Origin of the sequence: Sorangium sp. So ce1014, from assembly GCF_051521505.1 — a bacterium.
Taxonomy (GTDB): domain Bacteria; phylum Myxococcota_A; class Polyangia; order Polyangiales; family Polyangiaceae; genus Sorangium.
The window spans coordinates 7,323,153-7,345,128 of the sequence record NZ_CP150356.1; the positions used below are offsets into that span (position 1 = coordinate 7,323,153).

General features: G+C 71.0%; 20 protein-coding genes. 4 read left to right on the forward strand and 16 right to left on the reverse strand.

All coding sequences use genetic code 11. The features are described from left to right. Positions 1-167: 167 nt before the first annotated feature. Positions 168-1,004, reverse strand: coding sequence for a hypothetical protein (locus WME75_RS27530; RefSeq protein ID WP_437476989.1), 837 nt, complete (start codon positions 1,002-1,004; stop codon positions 168-170). A gap of 265 nt (positions 1,005-1,269) precedes the next feature. On the opposite strand from WME75_RS27530, the gene WME75_RS27535 reads away from it, so the two are divergent. Next, positions 1,270-1,929 carry a hypothetical protein gene (locus WME75_RS27535; protein WP_437476991.1) on the forward strand — a complete coding sequence of 220 codons (660 nt, stop codon included), beginning with the start codon at positions 1,270-1,272 and terminating at the stop codon, positions 1,927-1,929. On the opposite strand, the gene WME75_RS27540 is transcribed toward WME75_RS27535, so the two are convergent. The 13 genes from WME75_RS27540 to WME75_RS27600 all read right to left on the reverse strand — a co-directional run bounded on the left by WME75_RS27540 (position 1,924) and on the right by WME75_RS27600 (position 15,477). Beyond that, a complete protein-coding gene (locus WME75_RS27540; protein WP_437476994.1) occupies positions 1,924-2,223 on the reverse strand; it encodes a type II toxin-antitoxin system RelE/ParE family toxin in 300 nt (99 codons plus the stop codon). The genes WME75_RS27535 and WME75_RS27540 overlap by 6 nt on opposite strands. Continuing rightward, positions 2,220-2,450, reverse strand: a complete 231-nt coding sequence (locus tag WME75_RS27545; protein WP_437476997.1) for an addiction module protein — start codon at positions 2,448-2,450, stop codon at positions 2,220-2,222. The genes WME75_RS27540 and WME75_RS27545 overlap by 4 nt, the downstream gene beginning before the upstream one ends. Positions 2,451-2,566: 116 nt before the next feature. After that, positions 2,567-2,761, reverse strand: coding sequence for a ferredoxin (locus tag WME75_RS27550; RefSeq protein ID WP_437477000.1), 195 nt, complete (start codon positions 2,759-2,761; stop codon positions 2,567-2,569). Next, positions 2,758-4,008: a cytochrome P450 gene (locus WME75_RS27555; protein ID WP_437477003.1), complete on the reverse strand. Its 1,251-nt coding sequence runs from the start codon at positions 4,006-4,008 to the stop codon at positions 2,758-2,760. The genes WME75_RS27550 and WME75_RS27555 overlap by 4 nt, the downstream gene beginning before the upstream one ends. 319 nt (positions 4,009-4,327) lie before the next feature. Further along, positions 4,328-5,038 (reverse strand): hypothetical protein, encoded by a 711-nt coding sequence (locus WME75_RS27560; protein ID WP_437477005.1) that lies wholly within the window; start codon positions 5,036-5,038, stop codon positions 4,328-4,330. Between the two features lie 186 nt (positions 5,039-5,224). After that, entirely contained in the window at positions 5,225-6,655 is a 1,431-nt protein-coding gene (locus tag WME75_RS27565) for an RICIN domain-containing protein (protein WP_437477007.1), read from the reverse strand. A gap of 349 nt (positions 6,656-7,004) precedes the next feature. Next, positions 7,005-8,369, reverse strand: a complete 1,365-nt coding sequence (locus WME75_RS27570; RefSeq protein ID WP_437477009.1) for a hypothetical protein — start codon at positions 8,367-8,369, stop codon at positions 7,005-7,007. 462 nt (positions 8,370-8,831) lie between these two features. Beyond that, on the reverse strand, positions 8,832-9,473 hold the full coding sequence (locus WME75_RS27575; protein ID WP_437477012.1) for a bifunctional 4-hydroxy-2-oxoglutarate aldolase/2-dehydro-3-deoxy-phosphogluconate aldolase: 642 nt from the start codon (positions 9,471-9,473) through the stop codon (positions 8,832-8,834). A gap of 8 nt (positions 9,474-9,481) precedes the next feature. Next, a complete protein-coding gene (locus WME75_RS27580; RefSeq protein ID WP_437477015.1) occupies positions 9,482-10,579 on the reverse strand; it encodes a PfkB family carbohydrate kinase in 1,098 nt (365 codons plus the stop codon). 110 nt (positions 10,580-10,689) lie between these two features. Then, positions 10,690-12,354 (reverse strand): MFS transporter, encoded by a 1,665-nt coding sequence (locus WME75_RS27585; protein ID WP_437477018.1) that lies wholly within the window; start codon positions 12,352-12,354, stop codon positions 10,690-10,692. Then, complete coding sequence (locus WME75_RS27590) at positions 12,351-13,124, reverse strand: SDR family NAD(P)-dependent oxidoreductase (protein WP_437477021.1); 774 nt, start codon at positions 13,122-13,124, stop codon at positions 12,351-12,353. The genes WME75_RS27585 and WME75_RS27590 overlap by 4 nt, the downstream gene beginning before the upstream one ends. Beyond that, on the reverse strand, positions 13,121-14,239 hold the full coding sequence (locus tag WME75_RS27595; RefSeq protein WP_437477024.1) for a hypothetical protein: 1,119 nt from the start codon (positions 14,237-14,239) through the stop codon (positions 13,121-13,123). The genes WME75_RS27590 and WME75_RS27595 overlap by 4 nt, the downstream gene beginning before the upstream one ends. Further along, positions 14,236-15,477, reverse strand: coding sequence for an enolase C-terminal domain-like protein (locus tag WME75_RS27600; protein ID WP_437477026.1), 1,242 nt, complete (start codon positions 15,475-15,477; stop codon positions 14,236-14,238). Before WME75_RS27600 ends, WME75_RS27595 begins: the two co-directional genes overlap by 4 nt. Positions 15,478-16,174: 697 nt before the next feature. On the opposite strand from WME75_RS27600, the gene WME75_RS27605 reads away from it, so the two are divergent. Further along, positions 16,175-17,035, forward strand: a complete 861-nt coding sequence (locus WME75_RS27605) for a PAS domain-containing protein (RefSeq protein WP_437477028.1) — start codon at positions 16,175-16,177, stop codon at positions 17,033-17,035. A gap of 44 nt (positions 17,036-17,079) precedes the next feature. On the opposite strand, the gene WME75_RS27610 is transcribed toward WME75_RS27605, so the two are convergent. Together WME75_RS27610 and WME75_RS27615 are read right to left on the reverse strand one after the other, a co-directional pair. Then, entirely contained in the window at positions 17,080-17,679 is a 600-nt protein-coding gene (locus WME75_RS27610; protein WP_437477031.1) for an antibiotic biosynthesis monooxygenase family protein, read from the reverse strand. Between the two features lie 37 nt (positions 17,680-17,716). Further along, on the reverse strand, positions 17,717-18,157 hold the full coding sequence (locus tag WME75_RS27615) for a hypothetical protein (RefSeq protein ID WP_437477034.1): 441 nt from the start codon (positions 18,155-18,157) through the stop codon (positions 17,717-17,719). A gap of 361 nt (positions 18,158-18,518) precedes the next feature. Between WME75_RS27615 and WME75_RS27620 the strand changes: the two genes are divergently transcribed. Then, positions 18,519-19,142 (forward strand): hypothetical protein, encoded by a 624-nt coding sequence (locus WME75_RS27620; protein ID WP_437477037.1) that lies wholly within the window; start codon positions 18,519-18,521, stop codon positions 19,140-19,142. A 148-nt stretch (positions 19,143-19,290) separates the two neighbouring features. Further along, positions 19,291-21,972 carry a protein kinase domain-containing protein gene (locus WME75_RS27625; RefSeq protein ID WP_437477040.1) on the forward strand — a complete coding sequence of 894 codons (2,682 nt, stop codon included), beginning with the start codon at positions 19,291-19,293 and terminating at the stop codon, positions 21,970-21,972. Positions 21,973-21,976: the final 4 nt, after the last annotated feature.

The window sequence follows — 21,976 nt, forward strand, 5'->3', positions numbered from 1 at the left end:
TCGCGCACCTCCCCCGGACCGTACAGGCCGATGGCGGAGCAGAGCAACGGCCTTGCGACGAGGGGAGCTGCCGGCGCGCGCAGACGAAAGAAGCAAGGCGGAGGAGCGCGCACCTCGGCCTGTAACGCAGCCAACCCACCTGCCCCCGACGAGGGAGCCATCTCGGCTCACTCCACGGGAAGCTGCTCCGCGACCCACGCCTCCCAGCCGGGCGGCATGCGCGTGGCGTCGAGGTAGTGGCGGAGCTGGTGGACGTCATCGAAGGCCGACATTCCCCACAGGCGGAACGCGTCGACGTAACCCATGTCGTCCTCGAACGAGTCGGCGAAGTCGGCGACCGACAGGCCGAGCTGCCAGGGCGCCTTGACGTGCCCGGCGCAGAGCAGCCGGGCGAGCGACAGGAGCCCGCGCTGAGGCTCGATCAGGCCAGCGTCCCCTGTCTCGAGCGCCTGTGCACACGCTCGCCAGCTCTCCGGCACGCCGGGGGGCGTCCATCCGCTGCCTTTCCGGAGCTCGGCGACCTGGCGCGACCAGAACCAGAGCTCGCGGGTGTTGTAGCGGGCCGCGTCCTCGGGCGTCGGGTACATCTCCCACGGCCAGCACATCTCCTTCTGCTGGGCGAGCCAGGTGCTGAAAGCGACGTCGGACGCGATGAGCCCCTGTTCCAGGAGCGCGGAGCGGCGCTGGACCACCGCAGTCGGATCGTCCTCGTCGCTGTCGTCCTCGTCGCCACCTTCCGCGGGGTACAGGACATCGTGAACGGCGTCTGCCCAGCTGATGGGAGCGGGAGGGTGGCGTCGCAGGTAGGCGATGCGGCTCTCGGGATCCTGGGCAAGCTGCTCGAGGAAGACGCTCCACAGCCCCACCCAGTCCTCACCTGCGCCCATTCGCCAACCGAGGGTGTGGCGCTCGTAGTCGGGGAAGCGCTCCCATGGCGGAGCGAGATCGCCGTGCGGGTCGAGATGCTCGCGGAGGCGGGTGCGACAGCTCTCTTTCCAGCTCATGACGGCAGCATACAGCACACGACGCGAGCCGTCGTGGACGGCGTCGAGCCCTGCGGCTCGACCGTCCGATCCGGGATGGACGAGACAGCGCCCGTCCGGCGCCGCCGCGACGAAACCGGGGACGCCGCCCCGCGTAGGAGCGGTGGGTGCGCTGCGCCCGGAGGGTCTCGACGAGGTCATCCAGGGCGATGCGGTCGCACAACCCGCACGCGTGCGCGCAGCTTCCAACCGGAGAATCCCTCCCCCGTCCAAGGACTGACCCCCAATGAGCCTCCTGAGACATTTTCAAGGATGGTCCCTGCTGCGCACTAGCCTGCTGATCATCGCGGCCGTCGCGGTCGCGATCCTGTGGCGCAGCGACTTCTCGGTGGATGGCGTGCGCATGGTCCTGCGGACGACGGCGCGCACCTCGCTGGCGCTGTTCCTGCTGGCCTTCACCGCGTCGGCAGCATTCCGCCTGTGGCCCAGCAGCTTCACGCGCTGGCAGCGCGCCAATCGCCGCTACCTTGGCCTGTCGTTCGCGGGCTCGCACGCCATGCACGCGCTGGCCATCATGGCGTATGCCTTCATGGATCCGGTGCTCTATCACTCGCGGGTCCCGCCATCGACCCATGTGATCTCGGGCCTCGGCTACGTCTTCATCCTCGCGATGGCCGTCACGTCCTTCAAGCGCACCGCGGCCTGGCTCGGCCCCCGGGCGTGGAAGGCGCTTCATCTCGTGGCATCCTATGCCCTGTGGCTGTCGTTCATGAACTCCTTCGGCAAGCGCGCGGCGTCGGACCCGTTTTACTGGCCGTTCGCGGGCCTCGTCGTGGCCGCGTTGCTGATCCGCATCGTCGGCAAGACCCCGGGTCTTGCCGCGGATCCAGCTACTGATGAGCTGCCGCGGGCTCGGTCGAGGACGCCCGCCCCGACCCTGCTATGAAGAGATTCGGCTCTTCCAGTATCCAGGTTCGCGGCGAGCGTGCATCACAGCGATGATAACGATGTGCTCGCTCGAGAGCCGGTAGATCAATGCGTAAGGGAACTTGCGCAGGTTCCACCGCCGCACGTCATCCTCGATCCGCGCCGCGGCGTCGGGGTTCCGTCGAGCGAAACCGACGGCCGCCTCGAACGCATTGACGAACCGCGATGCCGCCTCGGGCGACAGCTCGAGATAATGATCGACCGCCTCTTCGAACTCCTGAAGCGCACGCGGGTGGAACCGGAACCGCCTCACTGCCGGCGCGCATCGATCCGGGCGCGCGCATTGCGGAGGACGTCCTCGCCGTCCACGAGCTGCACCGTCCCTGCCTCGACCTCCGCTGCTCGCCTTCGGATCTCCTCGATCTGCCCTGATGCGAGAGGCCAGCTCTCCTCGGGGTGGAGGCTCTCCCAGATCCGGTAGGCCACGAGCTCACGCAGCGCCGGCGGGAGGGCGAGCGCCAGATCTGTCAACCTGTCCACTTCGGCATCCACGTCGGCAGGCATGCGATCCGATCTCCTCTTGCGGAGCGCTATCCTACCACGAACGGCGACGTGGGCGACCCTTTCCGGCGCGCGCGCCCTCCCCCGGATACCCCTTAATCCACGATCTCGAGCGCTCGCCGCGGGCACGCCCGCACCGCCCGCTCGACCTTCGGGCGCAGCGCCGGATCCACCTCGTCCAGCAGGACGTGGAGCCGATCCTCCTCGTCCACGCGGAAGGCCTCCGGCGCGACCCGCATGCAGGCCTGGTTGGCCTCGCAGAGATCCCGGTCCACGACGACCCGGCTCATCCGCCTACCTCGGACCGAGCCGCGGGCGTCACCGCCACGCGCAGCGACGAGAGCTTGCGGAGGGTCGGGTGCTGCGCGTACGTGGGCGCTCCGATGACCCGCATGTCCGCGTAGCGGCGCATCAACGTCCCGATGGCGACCTCGCCCTCGAGCCGCGCGAGCGACGCGCCCAGGCAGTAATGCGGCCCGAGGCCAAAGCTCAGGATCTCCTCGGGCTGCCGCCGCGGGTCGTAGCGGTCCGCGTCGGGGATAGCGCGAGGATCGCGCAGCGCCGCCGGCAGGATCGCGATGAGGGTCGACCCCCTGCCCATGCGCACGCCGCCGATCTCGACGTCCTCCGTGCAGTACCGCACGATCCCTCCCTTGCCAAAATTGTCGAAGCGCAGGAGCTCGTCCATCGCGCTGCGCAGGAGCTCGGGCTCGGCCCGCACCGTCGCCGCGCGCTCGGGCACGCAGAGCAGCGACATGACGCCGAAGCAGATGAAATGCACCGTGGTCTCCGAGCCGGCAGCGATGATCGCGGCGACGAGCCCGAGCATCTCGTCCTCGCTCAGCCGGTCCCCCTCGGCCTCGGCGCGGATGAGCGTGCTCAAGAGATCGTCGCCCAGGCGGCTGCGCCGCTCGGCGATGAGCTCGCGGAGGAGCGCCACGCCCGCAGGCACCGGGGCGACGACCGCCGCGAACGTCTCGGGGGTGAGGCGCGGGTCCACGGTCCTGATGAGCGCCTCGCCGAAGTCCCGGAAGATCTTCTCGTGCGTTCCCGGGATGTCGAGCATCGAGGCGACGACGCGCAGGGGGATGAAATCGGCGAACTCCGCGATCTCGATCTCGTCCTTGCCCTCGAACGGCGCGAGCGCCTCGTCGACGGTGCGCTGGATCATCGGGCGCAGGCGGTCGATCGCGCGCGGGGTGAAGGCAGGGCTCACGGCCCGGCGGACGCGCGCGTGGTCCTTGGGTGCGAGGCGGAACAGCGAGTGCTCGAACGGCGCGCGGATCGGCTCCGGCAGCCCCGCCTCGGGCGCGGGCAGCCCGGCCGCCGCGGGATCGGTCGCGAGCCGCGGATCGCGCAGCACGGTCGCCACATCGTCGAAGCGGCTCACCACATAGGACTGAGCATCTGGCCAGAAATACACAGGTGCGGACTCGCGCAGCTCCGTGTACGCGGGGTAAGGGTCCGCGTCGAACCCCGGCGCGTCCGGCTTGAAATGGAGCACCGGACATCCCTTTGCGGCTTGATTCGGCCTCATCATCGTCCCTCCTTCACGCGCGGAGACGGGCACCCCTCCGATCTCCGCCGGCGCCCCTCGCAGCCAGCGTGATCGGCGAGCGAGCCCGCCATCGCGGCGACAAGCATACCCACGAACCGAGAAGAAAGTGCAGCTCGAATGGCGCCGGGAGCATCGATCCGGCACGGCGCACCACGGGGTCTCTGCCGGGTTTCCGCTCTCGTCAGAAATTGTGCTCTATGCGGCGCTCCCGGGCCGGCGATTCCTGGGCTTGCTCGATCGGATGAGGGGATGCCCCTCGCGGGGCGCACGTCGAGCCCATCGCTGCCCCGGGAGCCCCTCAGTCCTCCACGGGATAGCAGGACCCGGTCAAGCAAATGCAGGTCTCGGAGAATCCGCACGGACAATCGCTGTCCTCGACGCACTCATCGCCCATGCACTGGCCCTCCCCGTCGCACTGCTCCTGCCCCCCCCAGCCGCACGGCATCCCTCGCTGAATGGGCTCCGTCAGGCAGGCACCGTCGATGCAGATGTGCTCCGCACATTCCGTCGAGGTGTCGCAATCGGCGTCGTCCACGCACTCTGCCGGCGCGCATTCGCCGGCCTCGTCGCAGTCCCCGCCTGGGCACGAGCACCCCGCCGGCACGCATTGGCCAGCCTCATCGCAGATCCCTCCTGGGCACGACGACCCTGGCTGGGGCGAGTGCTCGGGCGTCACCCCGGCGCAGGCGTCGACGGTGCATGGATTGCCATCGTCCGGGAGCTCGTCCGCGGGGACCCCCTTCCGAGCGCCGCGGCCATCGCAGACCGTCCGCTGGCAGTCGCCGGCCACCGGCTCGATCTCGGTCCCCTCCGGCAGCAGCGCCGCGCCACACCTGCCGTCGACGCACGCCGAGATCTGGCATGGATCCGCCGGAGCAGGGCAATCCGACGGCACAGTGCAGCTCCCCCCGGAATCAGGGCTCGAAGCACCAGCGCCGCCGCTCCCCCCGTCGCCGAAGTTGCGTTCCTCGACCTCGCATCCGGTCACCGACGCGCCGAACCCGGCCATCGCGGCAATCAGGAGGAGCTGGAAAGAAACAGCGATGCTGCGACGATCACAGCGCCACTGTCGATCTACAGGGACATAAGATGGCGACATGGGTCATTGTAATGCAGGACGCGCCCGCTGGCGAAGCGCGGGCCCCCTCATCGATGCGGGGCGCTCTGCCTCGCCTGCGTGGACCAGGGCGTCGCGTCACCAGCTCTCCCACTGCTGGTTGTTGCCCCCGTTGCAGGTGTACTGCTTCGCGGCCGCGCCGTCGGCGGTCGAGCCGCTGGCCACGTCCAGGCACTTGCCGCTGTGACGCGCCACGACGCGGTAGTACCCGCTCCCGACGTCCTGGAACTGCCACTGCTGGTTGTTGCCCCCGTTGCAGGGGTACTGCTTCACGGCCGCGCCGTCGGCGGTCGAGGCGCTCACCACGTCCAGGCACTTGCCGCTGTGCCGCGCCACGACGCGGTAGTAGCCGCCGCCGGCGCTCTGGAGCAGCCACTGCTGGTTGCTGCCGCCGTTGCAGGTCCACTGCTGCACGACGGCGCCGTCGGAGGTCGAGGCGCTGTTCACGTCCAGGCACTTGCCGCTGTGACGCGCGGCGAACGTGTCGTACGTGGCGCCCGAGCCCTGGACGACGCCGGTGGCGGCGTCGAGCGTCACCTGGTCCGAGTAGCTCATGGTCATGCTCGTGTTGCTGGGGAACTGGAGCGGAAGCCAGACATACTGGGAGTCGTTGACTGGCCCGCTCCAGGCCCCTGCCCAGCGGTCGCCCATGTAGAGGTAGGAGGTGGCGGACGAGCCCTGGATCGGCAGCACGAAGGCCGTCTGCGAGCTGTAGGCGGTTGAGTCGCCGAGGTTCTGCAGCGCGCTCCAGGTGCCGCCGATGCTGGAGGCGGTGGCATACTTCTGCTGGTTGGGCGCCCAGCCGGTGGCGCCCGAGGTCAGCAGGAAGTACACGCCGTTGCGCTTGAACAGGGCCGGGGCCTCGCGCCACGAGCCGGCCCAGAGGATCTGGACGAGGCTGCTCACGTTCAGGTAGTCGGACGTCAGCCGGTAGATGTGCAGATCGGCGTTCTCGCGCGCGGCCGAGATCATGTACGCCGTGCCGTCGTCATCCTTGAACAGCGTGATGTCGCGCGACATGTGCCCCAGCGGGCGGAAGCTGCCGCGGTAGGTGTAGCTGCCGTCCACCGTGCTGGAGGTCGCCACGGCCGCGCGGGCCTCGCCGTAGTCGGTGGCGTTCTCCTTGTGCATCCACATGACATACTGGCCGGTCGCGCTGTTGTAGATCACCTTGGGGCGCTCGATGTTGGCCGAGCGCAGCTCGGCGTGCGAGCCCGGCGCCAGCACGTGGTTGCGGAGCTGCCAGCTCTTCAGATCGGTCGAGCGGTAGACATCGACGTACTTTGTGGCGCGGTTCTCGCCGAACCAGTAGTAGGCGTCGCCGACCTTGATCACGCCGCCGCCGTGCGCGTGGACCACGTTGCCGGAGGTGTCCCGGAACTGCGTGCCGTTGGTGATCGTCTGGGGCGCGGCGTGGGCCGTGCCGGCGAGCCCTGGCTGCGCCAGCGCAGCCAGGCCGAGCGCGAGCCCTGAGCGGAACGATACGACGCGGATAAGCTTCCTTGACACTGCGAGCCTCCTTCCCTGCTTGTCCTTCAAAAATCCACCATTGTCGCGGATTGAGCCTCAGGGTCCAGGAAGTTCAAATGGGCTCCGAAAGTCAAGCGCCTCGTGACCGCCATGGCCTCAAGGAGCCGCGGAGTCGATACGCTGGTTGAAAGATCGAGCCTTGTGCGATCCGCCGCCATGGGAAAGCGATGCTGAGGCGAGGCCGAGACCCCAGCGCCCTGGGCGTGAACGCGGGGGCGCGCGTGGCGCACCACCTGGAGCAGAGTGAAGAGCCGGGCGGGCCGCGGAGGGCCCGCCGGGGAGGATCGTCGAGGACGCGATCCGGCGAGGAGACGCGGCCGAGCGCCGCTCAGAAGAAGCTGTAGAGGGACAGCTTGAAGCGCTCGTTTGTCGCGGTCACGTCGTCGGCGAACGTCTGCTCAGAGCGCTGGAACGAGAGGCCCGCGCGGAGGGCCGGCATGATGTCGACGAACAGGTTGCCATCGATGTAGCGCGACTCGCGGAAGGCGGTGCGAAGGTCCGCGTAGCCATGCGCCGCCGTGATCCGATCCGACCAGCCCTGGGTATAGTTGGCGGAGAGGGAGACGCGGCCCGAGGGGGGCAGATAGTACTGGAGCCCGACCATCATCCCGCGCCAGCCGATGGTCTTGAGGTTGTTGTTCGCGTCGTACACCGCGAGGCCGTTGTCGATGTCCGGCGTGTAGGTCGCGCCGTCCGGGAGCGGCGGGTTCGGCACGTTGCTCGCGACACCCACGATGTCCGCGATGCCCGTGCCGGAGAAGAACGAGCCGGTCAACGTCAGCGCATTGCCCGGGTCGTCGAGCGCGCTCGCCGGGATGATCGGGATCAGCGCGTCGACCGAGATCCCGTAGCCGTTGGCCGACCTCGAGTGGAGCGGGGCGGCGGTGTGCTCGGCCACCTTCAAGTGGCGGAACAGGCCCGAGACGCCGAGGGTCAGCGAGTCGAACAACATCCCGCCGGCGCCCAGCGTGTGAATGCCCTTCCAGCCGTTGAAGCCGAAGCGCATCCCCGCCTGGAAGTCGGGGATCTCGGAGTCGCGCTGCGGCGGCTTGAGGACGGCCCCCGCGATCTCGACGTTGACCGGCTCCGACTTGAAGGTGTGGCCGACGCGCACCTGCGGCATCCTGCCGAAGACCTGGTTCATCACCGGGAAGAACGACGACGTGGCCGGGAAGAAGAACGGCTGCCACGCGAACAGGTGATAGGTCTGGCCAATCACCACGTCGACGTAATCCGACTCCAGCTTGATGAACGCCTGGCGCAGGCGGAAGGTGCCGCTGCTCACCAGCGCGGCTTCCGAGACGTTGGGCGGCTGGCTGCCGAAGAAGTCGAGCTCCAGGACGGAGGTGGTCTTGATCCCCTCGTACTCGGGCGCGCTCACCTTGACGCCAAGGCGGGAGTTCCGCGTCGTGAAATGCGTGCGGGCGTGCCTGCCCGCATAGGTGTCCTCGCGCTGGATCACCGTGGCCCCCACCGACTCGCCGAAGCTCTGGGTGGAGTCGTGCATGATGTCGAACTCCGCCATCCCGTAGATCGTGGCCTTCCACTTGGAGGTCACGGGAACGGTGGGCGGAACGGGCGGCTTGGCCGACTCCGCCGGGGGGACCGGCGGCGGCGCCGCGGCCGCAGGCCCGGTGCCCAGCATCGGCGGCGGCGTGGCCGGCGCCTGCGTGCCCGTCGGGACCTGCGTCATGCCGGCGTCCGCCGGCTGGGGAGCTTGCGCCGCCGCAGGCGGGGCCGGAGCCGCCGCCGGGGCCGGAGCCGCCGCCGGGGCCGGAGCCGCCGCCGCGGGCGGGGCCGGCGGAGGCGCCGCAGGCAGGGCCGGCGGAGGCGCCGCAGGCGGGGCCGGAGCCGCCGCCCGCGGAGGCGCCGGGCGCGGAGGCGGCGCCGGCGGGGGAGCCTGCCCATGCGCCGCCGCCGCCGCGAAGAGAATCGACGCACCGAATAGGTTCGCAACCTTCGATTGGTTCATGTTCGAAGCCCCTGATGTTCGACGGCGCCAGGGATCCTCGCGAGCGCCGCAAGACATTGATTTTGTTACGTTTTTACGTGGCACCGGGCGGATCACGGCCCGGGCGTCTTGACCATCACTGCTGCCCGGCGGCGCAGACCGGGGTCGACACGACGAACGGCGTTCGCGCCTGCTGTGTCCGCCTCAAGCCGGGCGGACCGCCTCGCGGAATGCGCGGGCCCGGGCGACGAGCTCGTCGCGCCGCCCCTCGCGCAGGAGCTTGAGGTCCACGAGATTGCTGCCGACGCCGACGGCCACCGCGCCCGCGGCGAGAAAAGAGCCCACGTTCTGCAGCGTCGCGCCGCCGGTGGGCATGAGCGGGATGTGCGGCAGAGGCGCCTTGAGCGACTTGAGGTACGACGCGCCGCCGAGCGCGTCGCAGGGGAACACCTTCACGACGTCCCCGCCCGCCCGGTGCGCCGCCACGACCTCGGTCGGCGTGAGCGCGCCGGGGGCGTGGACGACGTTCATCGCGAGGCACGCCTTCACCGTCGCCTCGTCGAGCGCGGGGCTGACGACGAAGCGCGCCCCGGCCTCGACGCACGCCTCGGCGGTGCGGGCGTCGAGCACGGTGCCCGCGCCGACCAGGGCGCGATCGCCGTGGCGCGCGGCGATCTCGCGCACGACCTCCACCGCGCCGGGCACGGTCATCGTGATCTCGAGGACGTCGATCCCGCCCTCGAGCAGGGCCTCGACCGCCTGCAGCGCCTCGTCGGCCGAGGCCGCGCGCACGACAGGCACGATGCGCGTGCGCCCGATCCAGCCGAGCACGGCTTGCTTGTTCATCGGTTCGCTCATCGATCCACCCGCGCCGTGCCCAGCTTCATCGCCTTGAGTACCTCGTCAAGGGTCGCCATCGTCGTGTCGCCGGGCGTCGTCATCGCGAGCGCCCCGTGCGCCGCGCCGCAGTCGACGGCCCACTGCGGGCCCTGGCCCGCGAGGAGGCCGTAGATCAGGCCCGAAGCGAACGAGTCGCCGCCGCCCACGCGGTCGTAGATCTCGAGGTCCTTGCGCTCGGGCGCCTGGTACAGCTGGCCGCCCTCGTACAGCACCGCGCTCCAGTCGTTGCGCGTCGCCGAGGTCGCCACGCGCAGGGTCGTCGCGACCGCCTGGATGTTCGGGAACGCCGCGATGACGCGCTCGATCATGGCCTCGAACGCGCCCACGTGGAGGGTCCTGTGCGCGTCGTCGAGGTCCTCGACCTCGAAGCCGAGGGCAGCGGTGAAGTCCTCCTCGTTGCCCAGCATCACGTCGACGTACGGCGCGAGCGCGCGGTTGACCTCCCGCGCGCGGGCCTGGCCGCCGATCGACTTCCAGAGCGAAGGGCGGTAGTTCAGATCGTAGGAGACGACGACCCCGTGCCGCCTGGCCGACTCCATGGCCTCCTTCGCCACGTCCGGCGTTGTCTCGGAGAGCGCGGCGAAGATGCCGCCGGTGTGGAACCACCTCGCGCCCTCCCGGCCGAAGATCGCGTCCCAGTCGATGTCGCCGGGCTTCAGCTGCGACGCGGCGGTGTGGCCGCGGTCCGAGACGCCCACCGCCCCGCGGATGCCGAAGCCCCGCTCGGTGAAGTTCAGGCCGTTGCGCACGGTCCGCCCCACGCCGTCGTGGGGCACCCAGCGGAGGTGCGAGAGGTCCACGCCGCCCTGCAGCATGAGATCCTCGATGAGGCGCCCGACGGGGTTGTCCGCGAGGGCGGTCACGATGGCCGACCGGAGCCGGAAGCAGCGGCGGAGACCGCGGGCGACGTTGTACTCGCCGCCGCCCTCCCAGGCGTGGAAGCCGCGCGCGGTCGAGATCCGACCGTCGCCGGGATCGAGGCGCAGCATGACCTCGCCGAGGGACACGAGGTCCCAGCGGCAGGCAGCAGGATCGCGGAGCGTGAAGGGCATGGTTTACCGGCAGGTGCGCTGGACGCGCGACGAAGAGGCCGAGTCGCGGAGGAGGGCGCGAGGGGGCGTGAGAGCCGCGGAGAGGCGATGAGGCTCGCCGGGGGCGGAGCTCACGGGTTGCCTCCCGGCGCGCCGGACGACTGCACCTCTGCGGCGGACGGGCCCGTATAGCCCTTGGCGCCGGCGCCCCTGGACTCGAGGATGGGCCGCCCGTCGCGGTCGAGCTTGACGAGCTCGGCCTTGGTCCCCTGGGCCGTCGGCCAGAGATACCAGCGCGCGTCCATCCAGCCCACGTGAGCGGCGGGGCCCTCGACCGGCGCGCCCGTCGCGCCGAGCTGGGCGGACCGCGTCGCGCGGTACTCGGCGACCGAGTCGTACGGGGGACGGTTGAGGGCGAACTGCAGGCCCGCGATGCTGGCGAGCATCGCCAGGCCGCCGGCGACGATCGCCGCCTTCGGCACGCGCCGCCTGGGCACGACCGGCTCGACCCGCGGCAAGAGGAGGTGCAGCACGAGCAGCCCGACGAGGTACAGGCCGCCCGCGAGCAGGAACGGCACGGCGTACGAGCCGGTGAGCGTGAGCGACCGGGCCACGAAGATCTGGAAGATCGCCCCGCCGACGACGCCGAACGCGGTCTTGATGCCGACCACCGTCGCCATCGCCGGGCGAGGCAGGGTGTCCGAGACGAGCGTGTAGAGATTGCTGCTCCAGCCCTGGTGCGCCGCCGCGGCGAGCGAGATGAGCCCGACGGCGATGTACACCGACGGGATGCCGGCGACGCTCGGGACATCGACGAGCTGGCCGACGGCCATGACGGGCACCGCGGCGAGCGCGCAGGCGAGCATCGCGAGCTTCCGCGCGGTGCCGACCGAGCGGCCGCTCGCGATGAGCTTCGAGGAGAGCCAGCCGCCGCCGATCGCGCCGCCGTCGGCCACGATGAACACGACCGGGATCGCGTAGGCCATGAACGTCGGCGTCAGCTTGAACTCGCCGACGAGGAACTTCGGCAGCCAGGTGAGATAGAACCACCACGGCGCGTCGGTGAAGAACTTCGCCATCGCGACCGCGTAGACGGGCCGCATCCCGAACACCTCGCTGATGCCGAGGGCCTCGGTCGACTCCTTCGCGTCGGAGCGGATGTGCGCGAGCTCCGCGGGCGACACCTTCGGGTGCTCCTCGGGACGCCGGTAGAGGCGCGTCCAGAAGAAGATCCACACGACGCCGATCCCGCCGAGGAAGAGGAAGCAGGCACGCCAGCCGTACGCCTCCGCGATGCGCACCGCGAGGAGCGGGGCGAGGATGGCGCCGACGTTCGAGCCGCAGTTGAACAGGCCGGTCGCGAGCGCCCTCTCCTTCTTGGGGAACCACTCGGCGACGGTGCGGACGGCGGACGGGAAGTTGCCCGCCTCGCCGACCCCGAGCACGAAGCGGATCGCGGCGAAGCCGCTGAAGCTGGCGACGAAGGCGTGGGCCGCAGAGGCGACGTTCCAGAGCAGGAACGTCACGGTGAGCCCCTTGCGGGTGCCGACGCGGTCGATCCAGCGCCCGACGAACACCATGCCGAAGCCGTAAGACAGCAGGAAGCTCACGTTGATGAGCGCGAGGTCCGTCGGCCCGAGGCGCAGCTCGTTCTCGAAGAACGGGACGAGCAGCGAGAAGAGCTGCCGGTCGAGGTAGTTGATCGTCGTCGCGAAGAAGAGGAGCGCGCAGATGGTCCAGCGGGTGCGCGTCATGAGGCCGCCGCTCGCCGGGACCACGGGAGATGCAGCGGTCATTGGTTCACTCCAGAAGCGAGAAAGCCACCGTCGACTGCGATGCTCGTGCCGGTGATGAAGCTCACCGCGTCAGAGCAGAGAAAGAGGGCCGCGCCGACAAGCTCCTGCGTCTCGCCGAAGCGGCCGAGCGGCGTGCGGGCGAGCAGCTCCTGCCCGCGCGCGGTGCCGTCGAGGAGAGCGCGGTTGAGGTCGGTCACGAAGACGCCCGGCACGAGGGCGTTCGTGCGGATACCGTGCTTCGCCCACTCGGCCCCGAGGCTCCGGGTGAGCGCCATCACGGCCGCCTTGGAGGCGCCGTAGGCCGCCACCTCGTGGAACGCGACGAAGCTCGACAGCGAGGCGATGTTGACGATGCGGCCCCGGCCGCTCTCGCGCAGCGGGCCGTGGAACGACTGGCAGGCGCGCAGCATGCCCGTGACGTTCGTGTCGAGCAGGCTGTTCCACTCGGCGTCCCCGACGTCGACCGTGGGCGTGCGGAAGGTCCGGCCGGCGCAGTTGACGAGGATGTCGACGCCGCCGAGCGCCTGGACGACGCCGTCGCGCAGGGCGTCGAGGGACGCCCGGTCGCTGACGTCGCACGTCGCCTCGAGCGAGCGGACGCCCCGCTGGAGGATCTCGCCATGGACCGCCCGGGCCCGATCGGCGCGCGTGCCCGAGGCGACGGTGTGGACCCCCGCCTCGGCGAGGCCGAGGGCGATCGCGCGGCCGATGCCGGAGGTGCCGCCGATCACGACGGCCGTGCGGCCCGCGATGTCGAAGAGTTTGCTCATGCTCCCAGCCATTCCCCGGCGATGCCGCCCAGAAGCGCGCGCGCGTCGCGCTCGATTTGCGCGTCGGTCGGCGGGACGGTCATCGCCCCGTAGCGCCGCGAGAGCGCGTTGCCGATCGAGCGGCGCGCGTGGCGCCACTTGTAGATCAGCTGATCCAGGACGCGCGCGTCGGAGTGCTGCGGCACGAAGGTCGGCCCCAGCATCTCCAGGCGCATCGAGGTCGTCTCCTCGATGAGGCTCGGGTTGTTCATGAACCACCAGCAGCCGAACGGGAGGACGTTCGCGAACTTGCGCGCCACGACGCAGAGGCCGTGCGTGTTCTCGCGCGCGAGCGTCGTGACGAGGAAGCGGACGTCGGGGTTGTCGCCGGCGAGCCGCTCGAGCGGGGCGAGGTCGACGGTGCTCATGCCGTCGCCGGCCACACCGAGGCGGGGGTTCACCGCGCGCCGGACGCCGACCATCATCGCGAACGGCAGGTCGTGCGCGCGGCACGCGTCCAGCACGGCCCGGGGCGGGGCCGAGACCTCGTTGACCGAGATCGCCAGGTAGCGCGGCCGCATGCGGGCGATCCACCGGTCGAGCTCGGCCGCGAGGTCGTTCGAGGTGACGAGGCGATCGATGCGCAGCGCCGCGTAAAACCGCGGATCGGGCGCGACGCCCGCCTCCCAGATCGCGCGCTCCGCGGGGTCGGTCGGGTCGTTCGTCATCGCGAGCGCGGTCACGCCCGCGAGGCGCAGCACGTCCTCCAGGTGATCCTCGACCTTGCGCGCGGCGAAGAAGGCGCGCGCGTCGCGCAGGTCGGGCGCGGCGGGGTCGAGCCCGAACGCGTCGAGCACGGTGGCGACCCCCGCGGTCGCCTCGGACAGCGGCGATCGGCGGACGAAGAGCGCCTCCCACACGAGGTCGGCCTGCGCCGTCTTGTCGCGGGCGTAGAACGCCTCGGGCGCGACCTTCGGCTCGGCGCGGAGGGTCTCGGCGACGAGGTAGTGATACGTCAAGAGCTCGTCGACGCCCCAGAGGTTCAGCGTGTTGAACTGGGGGGCGAAGAGGTGAGTGTGAAGATCGATGACGGGCGCGGCGGCGACGGCCTTGGCCACGCGTTCGGAGAGGGTCATCTCGGCACCTCGGGGATCCGGTCGTCCTTGGGATCGGCCCAGCGGTCGTTCGGCACGGTCGCGCACCAGGCCGGGCGCAGCGGATCTCTGTCGTAGGGATAGGAGCCCAGCCGGCGGTATTCCTCGGCGTAGTGGGCGAGCTTGTCGCGATCGAGGCGGACGCCCAGGCCGGGGCCCTCGGGCACGCGAATACGGCCGTTCCGGTAGGGGAGCGGGCCTCCCCGGATCACGTCGTCTTTCAGGTGGTGGTAGTGCGCGTCGGCGGCGAACGAGAGGTTCGGGATGACGGCGCCGAGGTGCAGCATCGTCGCGAGCTGCACGCCGAGCTCGCCCGAGGAGTGGACGGCGACGCCGAGGCCGAAGGTCTCGCAGATGCCCGCCGCCTTCACGCAGGGCCGGATGCCGCCCCAGAACGTCGTGTCGAGGAGGATGACGTCCACCGCCGTGTCGAGCACGTTCGCGGCGAGCTGCTCGAAGCCCACGACGACGGTGTTCGTCGCGAGCGGCATCCGCACCTTCTCCCGGGTGCGGCGCATCGCGTGCAGGCCGAACACGGGGTCTTCCAGGTAGTCGTTGTTCAGGCCCTCGATCGCCTGCCCGAAGCGGATGCCCTGCTCGGTCGACCAGACGGCGTTCGGGTCGAAGCGGACGCGATCTTCCCCGACGGCGTCGGCCACCGCGCGGTAGCACTCGAGCTCGTAATCCGGGTGGAACACGCCGCCCTTGAGCTTGTGCGAGGTGAACCCGTGCTTCTTCTTCAGCGCCCTCGCCTCGTCGGCGAGCTGCTTCGGCGTGCGCACCTCGCCCGATCCATCGGCGTTCGGGTAGCGGAAGAAGAGGTAGGAGGCGAAGGGGACCTCGTCCTGCAGCTTGCCGCCGAGGAGGTCGTGCACCGGCACGCCGAAGGCCTGCCCGAGCAGGTCGAGGCAGGCGAACTCCAGCGCGGCGAGGATCTGGGTGCGGTTGTTGTAGAGCGAGGCCGTCGGGTTCGCGATCCTGAACCGCATCTCCTCGAGGCGGGCGGGGTCGTGGCCCACGAGGTAGGCCTTCATGGCGCGGAACACCGCCTCGGCCGACTCGCCGCCGCCGCCCATCTCCCCGAGCCCGACCAGCCCGTTGTCCGCCTCGACCTCGACGATCGTGCGCACGAAGCGCCCCCAGTGGCAGCCGTTCGCGTGCCGCAAAGGCGCCTCGAGCGGCACGGTGACGGTGGTGGCGCGGATGTCAACGATTCTCATGCAGGACGGGGCTCCCGGGGCCCCAGCTTTCCGATGGGTTGGACAAAAGTATCCCGATGCGCAGTGACACCTGCATGGCGCGCCATCGCCCGATCGGCTCCAGAGTGCAAGACCCGATCAACGGCTGTGACGCATAAAATTACAGCGAATCCGCGTGAACGCGGGCGCTGCTGTGCGGCGCCGGTGAATTCCCCCACCGAGACGAATTGATCACGCATCGATCTGAAATGTGCGATCTCCGCCACCTCGCCGGCAAGTCGCCCGATGAGACCGCCGAGGGGGCTCTGCACGGCTGCGCGGGAGATAGATTAAGGAGAGGAACCGCCAAGGGCGCCAAGAGCGCCAAGAGAAGAAATTTTCACAACCACCGTCGCCAGGTCCCCGGCTCCGCGGGGAGCGCCGCCCCGAGATGGGCCCCCGCGACTCTCGGTGGACCTCGCGGTGACGGTGGCGGGCGAGCTGCCGGCCGGCACGCGACGGCTCGCGCAGAGCTTCGTCGGCCTTACCACGCGCCGCTCGTCAAGCTCCACGTGAATATGTAGTGACCGCTAGAAAGACAAAGTACGTTCAAGACGTTATGGCGTGCGCCAATACGTCTTCGTCACGTGGCGTGGTATCCCGCCCGTTTCTGTCCTTGCGGCGCGATTCACGATGGCTGATAACGAGAGGCTGACCGGGGGGAGATGGGTTGGGCTGCATGGCGTTCACGCTCCCCTGCATCGACGTCGCGGACTGGAAGACGTTCGAGCTGCTCCAGCTCGTCATCGACACCATCCCGGATCCCATCTTCGTCAAGGATCGGCAACACCGCTGGATCGCCTGCAACCCGGGCTTCTGCAGGCTGATAGGGCAGCGCCACGAGGCCCTGATCGGCCGCAGCGACCCGGATTACTGGCCGAAGGAGCAGGCGGAGCTCTTCTGGAGCTACGACGATCGGGTCTTCGACTCCGGTGAGCCGAGCGAGAACGAGGAGAGCGCCACCGGCTCGGACGGGGTGACGCGCACGATCTGGACCCGCAAATTCCCCATGAAGAACGCGCGGGGCGAGGTGGTCGGCCTCTGTGGGCTCATCACGGACATCACCGATCTGAAGCGCAGGCACCTGGAGGCCGAGCGGATGGCGGCGGAGAACCGGGAGCAGCGCGCGATCATCGACGCGCAGTCGGCGATGCTCGATCGCATGGCGATGCCGGTCATCCAGGTCTGGGAGGGGATCCTGCTCATGCCGCTGGTCGGGGAGATCAACGACCGGCGCGCGACCCAGGCGCTGGAGAGCCTGCTGGGCGCGATCGGGCAGCGGGGCGCGGAGTTCGTGATCCTCGACATCACCGGCGTGCCGATGATCGACACCGCCGTGGCGCGCCACCTGATCCGCGCCGTGCAGGCGGCGGAGCTGCTCGGCTGTCGGAGCGTGATGGTGGGCATCGGCCCGGAGATCGCGAGGACGCTGGTGAGCCTGGACATCGACTTCGGCCGGATCTCCACGCAGGGCACGCTCCAGAGCGGGCTCGCCTACGCGATGAGCCACCTCGGCGCGCAGCGCGCGGCCCCCCGCTGATCGTCGACCGCGGCGGGTCGCGGCGCAGCCGTCGCGGCGCGAGCTCACCGCGCCGCGGCCTGGCTCGCCCGGATGCGACGGACCCCTTCCTCCACGGTCACCTCATCGATCTTTGTCGTCTCCCAGTGGGTGACCGCATAGTTGGGCTCGACAAGCTCGTTCACGGCGTCCATCGCCGCCAGGTGGGCAGGGCTCATGACGAACTCGACCATCGCCTCGGGCGACGACCACACGGCCAGCGTACGCCCGGAGCCGCAGGACGGCGACTGCCCCAGCTGGAGCGCCAGGAGGCCGGGCTGCGACGCGAGCTGCGCCTGAACCGCCCCGAAATACTGCACGTATTTCTCCATCGCGGCGTCGCCCGACCTCGGGATCCCGTAGGTCGCGCTGACCGTGTACGACGAGCCCTCCGGAGGCGGCTGGAGCTCCCCGGTGGCGGGATCGACGCCGGGCCCGCTCAGCGGCTCCGCCTGCAGATCGGCCTCGAGCACACCGCCGGTGCACTCGGCGGCGGGCGAGTCGGGCGGAGTCGCGGTGGAGTCGTTGCCACATCCCGGCAGCATCCCCCCGAGCGCCGCGAGGGCCGCGGCGGCGAATGCGCGCGAGGAGCGCTCGAGGGTCTCATTCAACGTGCGTGTCGTCATGGTCACGGTCCTTTCAGGTTCGGGCGCTGCCAGGGGCTCAGTCGGCGCGCGAGACGACCCCGAACACGAGCTCAGGGAACGTCCGCGAGAGGCGGCTTGAGTGGAAATTCGTCTTGCGACCCATGCTCCGCACCTGCACCGGGGTGCCGGGCGGCGGGGCGTCACCGACCGTGACAGCCCACGTGAGGGCCTCGCCGGTGCGCACGGCGACATAGGTGTACGAGCCGGCCGGGAGGCGCTCCTCGACGCGGCCGACGAGGAGCGCGCGATCGGCGCCGGACCGGGAGAGCTGGCCGAGGGGGCTCGCGGCCACCACCGCGAGAGGCCCCGAGGCCGCGGAAGGCCGGTCCAGGTGCCACGCGAGCGCAAGGAAGAGCGCCGCGAAGACCATGAGGCCGAGGAGCGGCTTCACGAGCCGGCGCCGGGCAGATCGCGGCGCAAAGCTCCGCGCCGCGGGAGCAGAGGAGACGGGCGTCATCGGTGACTCCTTGTGGGCGCGCCTCGGGCACCCCTTCGAGAGGTCGCCGCTGCGTGGCCGGATACACCTCCGTTCCCGGACACCCGCGGAACGTTCAATCAACGCCGCACTTTCGCTCGCGGCCGTTCCAGGGACCCGCGCCGCCAACAACGCAACGCGTCATACTCGCCACGATCGCACAGGATCCAGCGACGCAGGGGACGCCAGGGGGCGGCGATCCTCCGACCTGCTGAACAAGAATACCGATCACGTGGATCGAGCGAGAAATGAACCGCCACGACGCCAGGGTCGGTCCCAAGAGGTGGCTGTGCAGCCGCCCGGAACCATGTAGAATGACCATGTACTCAGAAAGCGGGTAAATTTGAGCCTGTCCGATTTCTTCAAGTCGCCGTTCAGCCGACGGTCCGACGTGTCGTCGCTGCCCTCGCCGCCGCTGGCACCGGAGGAGGACGTGCCCGCGCCGCCTTCTGAGGTCGATTTCGCGGCCATCCTGCTGGCCGCCGGCGTGAGCCCCGAGCAGCGGAGCAAGACCCTCAAGGCGCAGGAGCTCCTGAGGACGCTGCCCGGCGATACGCCCGCACCGGTGAAGCGGGACATCGTGGAGGCGGCATTCAAGGCCTTCGATGTCCCGACTCAGGAGATCGTGGCCGCAGCGTCGAAGCAGATCGAGGCGCTGAAGGCGTTCACCCGCACCGGCGAAGAGCACACGCAGGCGGTGCTCGCGGAAGGAAACCAGCAGATCCAGCTGCTGGAGTCCAAGATCGCCGGTGTGAAGGCGTCGATGGACCGGGAGGTCGCGGCGCAGGCGGTGCGCGCCAGATCCACGCTCGACCAGATCAACAAGGTGCAGCCGGTGCTGCAGTTCTTCGCGCGGGACGGGGCCGTCCCGAGCCACCCGGTGGCCCACCCTGCGATCACCTCGCCGGGGCCAGGGGAGTGGTCCCAGGGCGAAAGCGTGGACGTCCAGTTCGACGGGAGCCGATGAGCCTCGCCGGGGCGCGCCCCCTCTAGGGGCCCTCGTCCAGCGGCCGGATCACGAAGGCGACAGGAGCGTCGCCGTCCAGATCCGTGACAGGATTGCGCCGCCGCTCCGCCTTGCCAGGCGCTCGGGTGAGGGTGCATCCTGCCCGCGCATGCTGCCTGGAAGGCTGCTCGACGACCGCTTCGAGCTGGCGGAGATCGCGGGTTCCGGAGGGATGGGCACGGTCTACCGGGCGATCGATCGCGCGAGCGGGGAGGTCGTCGCGGTCAAGCTGCTGCGCCGGGTGGACGCGCGCGCAGAGGCGCGCTTCCTCCGTGAAGCCGAGGCGCTGTCCCGGCTCACGCACCCGCACATCGTGCGGTACGCGACGCACGGCGTGGCGCCGGCGGGGGAGCCGTACCTCGCGATGGAGTGGCTGTCCGGCGAGAGCCTCGCGGATCGGCTGTCGCGGCAGGAGCTGCGCGTCGACGAGAGCGTCGCCCTCGCGCGGAGGGTGGCGGACGCGCTCGGCACGGCGCACGCGCGCGGGATCGTGCACCGCGACATCAAGCCGAGCAACCTCTTCCTGGTCGACGGCGCGCTCGATCGGGTCAAGCTGCTCGACTTCGGCATCGCGCTGCTCTCGGACGCCACGTCCCGCCTGACAGGGACGTCGGCGGTGCTGGGCACGCTGGGCTACATGGCGCCGGAGCAGGCGCGGGGCGACCGGGCGGTGGTCGATGCGCGCGCCGACGTCTTCTCGCTCGGCTGCGTGCTGTTCGAGTGCCTCACGGGGCAGCGGGCGTTCCGCGGGCAGCACCTCTCGCTCGTGTGGAAGCTGCTCCTCGAGGAGCCGCCGCGGGCGACGGACCTGCGGCCCGAGGTGCCCGAGGCGCTCGACGCGCTCCTCGCGCGGATGCTGGCCAAGGACCCGTCGGGGCGACCCGAGGACGGCGCGGCCGTGGCGCGCTGCCTCGACGCGCTCGGCGCGCTGGGAGGGAGCGGCGCCTCCTCGCGCCTGCCTCCCGCCGAGGCCATCACCGCGAGGGAGAGGCGGCTGGCCTCGATCGTGGCGGTCCGGCCCGCGCAACCCTCGTTCTGCGCGACGACGGAGTCCCTCGATGTGCGCGCGCCGCCGCCGGGCGCGCTCGCCGCGGTGCGCCGCGCAGCCCTGCCGCTCGGCGCGGAGGTGCAGGAGCTCGGCGACGGGGGCGTGGCGGCCATCGCGGCGAGCGCGGGCGGCGCGACCGACCAGGCGGCGCTCGCGGCGCGCTGCGCGCTGCAGATCCGCGCGCAGCTCCCCGGCGCGGCGGTCGTGCTCGTGACGGGACGGGGCGAGGCCACGGGGCGATCGCCGTTCGGCGAGGTGCTGGACCGGGCGGCCGCGCTGCTGGAAGAGGCCGCCGCCGCCGCGCCCGCGGACGGCCGGCGCGGCGGCGTCCACGTCGACGCGGTGACGCGGGCCCTGCTCGACGGGCGCTTCGAGGTCGTGGCGCAGGACGGGATCGCGCGGATCGAGGCGGAGCGCGAGATCGGCGAGGGGGCGCGCAAGCTCCTCGACCGGCCGAGCCCCTATGTCGGGCGCGAGCGGGAGCTGCAGCAGCTGCTCGAGCTCGTCGACGACAGCTTCACCGAGCGGCGCGCCGCGGCGGCGCTCGTGACCGGGGCGGCGGGCATGGGCAAATCGCGCCTGCGCCACGAGGCGGTCGAGGCGCTGCGCCGGCGTCACCCCGGCCTGGTGCTGAGCGTCGCCCGCGGCGACCCCCTCGGCGCGGGCTCCGCGCTCGCGATGCTCGCCGGGGCGCTGCGGAGCGCGCTCGGGATCGCCCCCGACGAGGCCCTCGACGTGCGGCGGGAGAAGGTCGCGCAGGCGCTCGGGCCGCTGCTCGCGGGCGAGGAAGGGCGGCAGGCGGCCGCGATCCTGGGCGAGCTGCTCGGCGCCGCCCCTCCGGACGCGGCCTCGCCGGCGCTGCGGGCGGCGCGGCGCGATCCGGCGCTGATGGCCGAGGAGAGCCAGCGCGCGTACGTCGACCACGCGCGGGCGGTGACGGGCGCGCGCCCGGTGCTCGTCGTCCTCGAGGATCTGCACTGGGGCGACGCGCCCTCGGTGAGGATCTTCGATCGGGCGCTGCGGGAGCTCGGCGATCGCCCCTACGCGGTGCTCGCCTTCGCCCGGCCCGAGGTCCACGCGCTGTTCCCCCAGCTCTGGGCCGAGCGGGGGCTCTCGGAGCTCCGGCTGCGCGAGCTGCCCGCCCGGGCGGCCGAGCAGCTGGTGCGGAGCGCGCTCGGCGCGTCGCTCGCGGCCGAGCAGGTCTCCGCGCTCGTGCGGCGGGCCGGGGGCAACGCCTTCTGCCTCGAGGAGCTCATCCGGGCCGCGGCGGAGGGGCGCGGCGGCGCGCCGCCGGAGACGGTGCTGGGCATGGTGGAGGCGCGCCTGGCGGCGCTCGGGCCCGAGGCGCGGCGGCTGCTGCGGGCGGCCAGCGTCTTCGGGGAGGTCTGCTGGGCGGGGGGCGTGCGCGCGCTGCTCGGCGCGCCGGCGCCGAGGGCGAGCGAGCGCGATGCGTGGGCCGAGCTTGTCGATCGGGAGATCCTCGAGCGCCGGCCGAGCTCGCGGTTCGCGGGCGAGGAGGAGCTCGCCTTCCGCGATGCGCTCCTGCGGGAGGGCGCCTACGCGATGCTCACCGATCACGACCGGACGCTCGGCCACCGGCTCGCCGGGGCGTGGCTGAAGGAGGCCGGCGAGCAGGACCCGGAGGTGCTGGCCGAGCACCTCGCGCGGAGCGACGAGACCGGGCCGAGGAGCCCGGATCGCGCGTTGGGGTGGAGCGACCGCCGTGGTAGGGGCGTCGCATGAGCGC

Coding starts and splice junctions, on each gene's coding strand:
- WME75_RS27600 (WP_437477026.1), bottom strand. CDS start 15,477: ATGAGAATCGTTGACATCCGCGCCACCACCGTCACCGTGCCGCTCGAG.
- WME75_RS27560 (WP_437477005.1), bottom strand. CDS start 5,038: ATGGCCGGGTTCGGCGCGTCGGTGACCGGATGCGAGGTCGAGGAACGC.
- WME75_RS27570 (WP_437477009.1), bottom strand. CDS start 8,369: ATGACGCAGGTCCCGACGGGCACGCAGGCGCCGGCCACGCCGCCGCCG.
- WME75_RS27575 (WP_437477012.1), bottom strand. CDS start 9,473: ATGAACAAGCAAGCCGTGCTCGGCTGGATCGGGCGCACGCGCATCGTG.
- WME75_RS27555 (WP_437477003.1), bottom strand. CDS start 4,008: ATGAGGCCGAATCAAGCCGCAAAGGGATGTCCGGTGCTCCATTTCAAG.
- WME75_RS27580 (WP_437477015.1), bottom strand. CDS start 10,579: ATGCCCTTCACGCTCCGCGATCCTGCTGCCTGCCGCTGGGACCTCGTG.
- WME75_RS27625 (WP_437477040.1), top strand. CDS start 19,291: ATGCTGCCTGGAAGGCTGCTCGACGACCGCTTCGAGCTGGCGGAGATC.
- WME75_RS27530 (WP_437476989.1), bottom strand. CDS start 1,004: ATGAGCTGGAAAGAGAGCTGTCGCACCCGCCTCCGCGAGCATCTCGAC.
- WME75_RS27610 (WP_437477031.1), bottom strand. CDS start 17,679: ATGACGACACGCACGTTGAATGAGACCCTCGAGCGCTCCTCGCGCGCA.
- WME75_RS27585 (WP_437477018.1), bottom strand. CDS start 12,354: ATGACCGCTGCATCTCCCGTGGTCCCGGCGAGCGGCGGCCTCATGACG.
- WME75_RS27550 (WP_437477000.1), bottom strand. CDS start 2,761: ATGAGCCGGGTCGTCGTGGACCGGGATCTCTGCGAGGCCAACCAGGCC.
- WME75_RS27615 (WP_437477034.1), bottom strand. CDS start 18,157: ATGACGCCCGTCTCCTCTGCTCCCGCGGCGCGGAGCTTTGCGCCGCGA.
- WME75_RS27605 (WP_437477028.1), top strand. CDS start 16,175: ATGGCGTTCACGCTCCCCTGCATCGACGTCGCGGACTGGAAGACGTTC.
- WME75_RS27535 (WP_437476991.1), top strand. CDS start 1,270: ATGAGCCTCCTGAGACATTTTCAAGGATGGTCCCTGCTGCGCACTAGC.
- WME75_RS27595 (WP_437477024.1), bottom strand. CDS start 14,239: ATGACCCTCTCCGAACGCGTGGCCAAGGCCGTCGCCGCCGCGCCCGTC.
- WME75_RS27590 (WP_437477021.1), bottom strand. CDS start 13,124: ATGAGCAAACTCTTCGACATCGCGGGCCGCACGGCCGTCGTGATCGGC.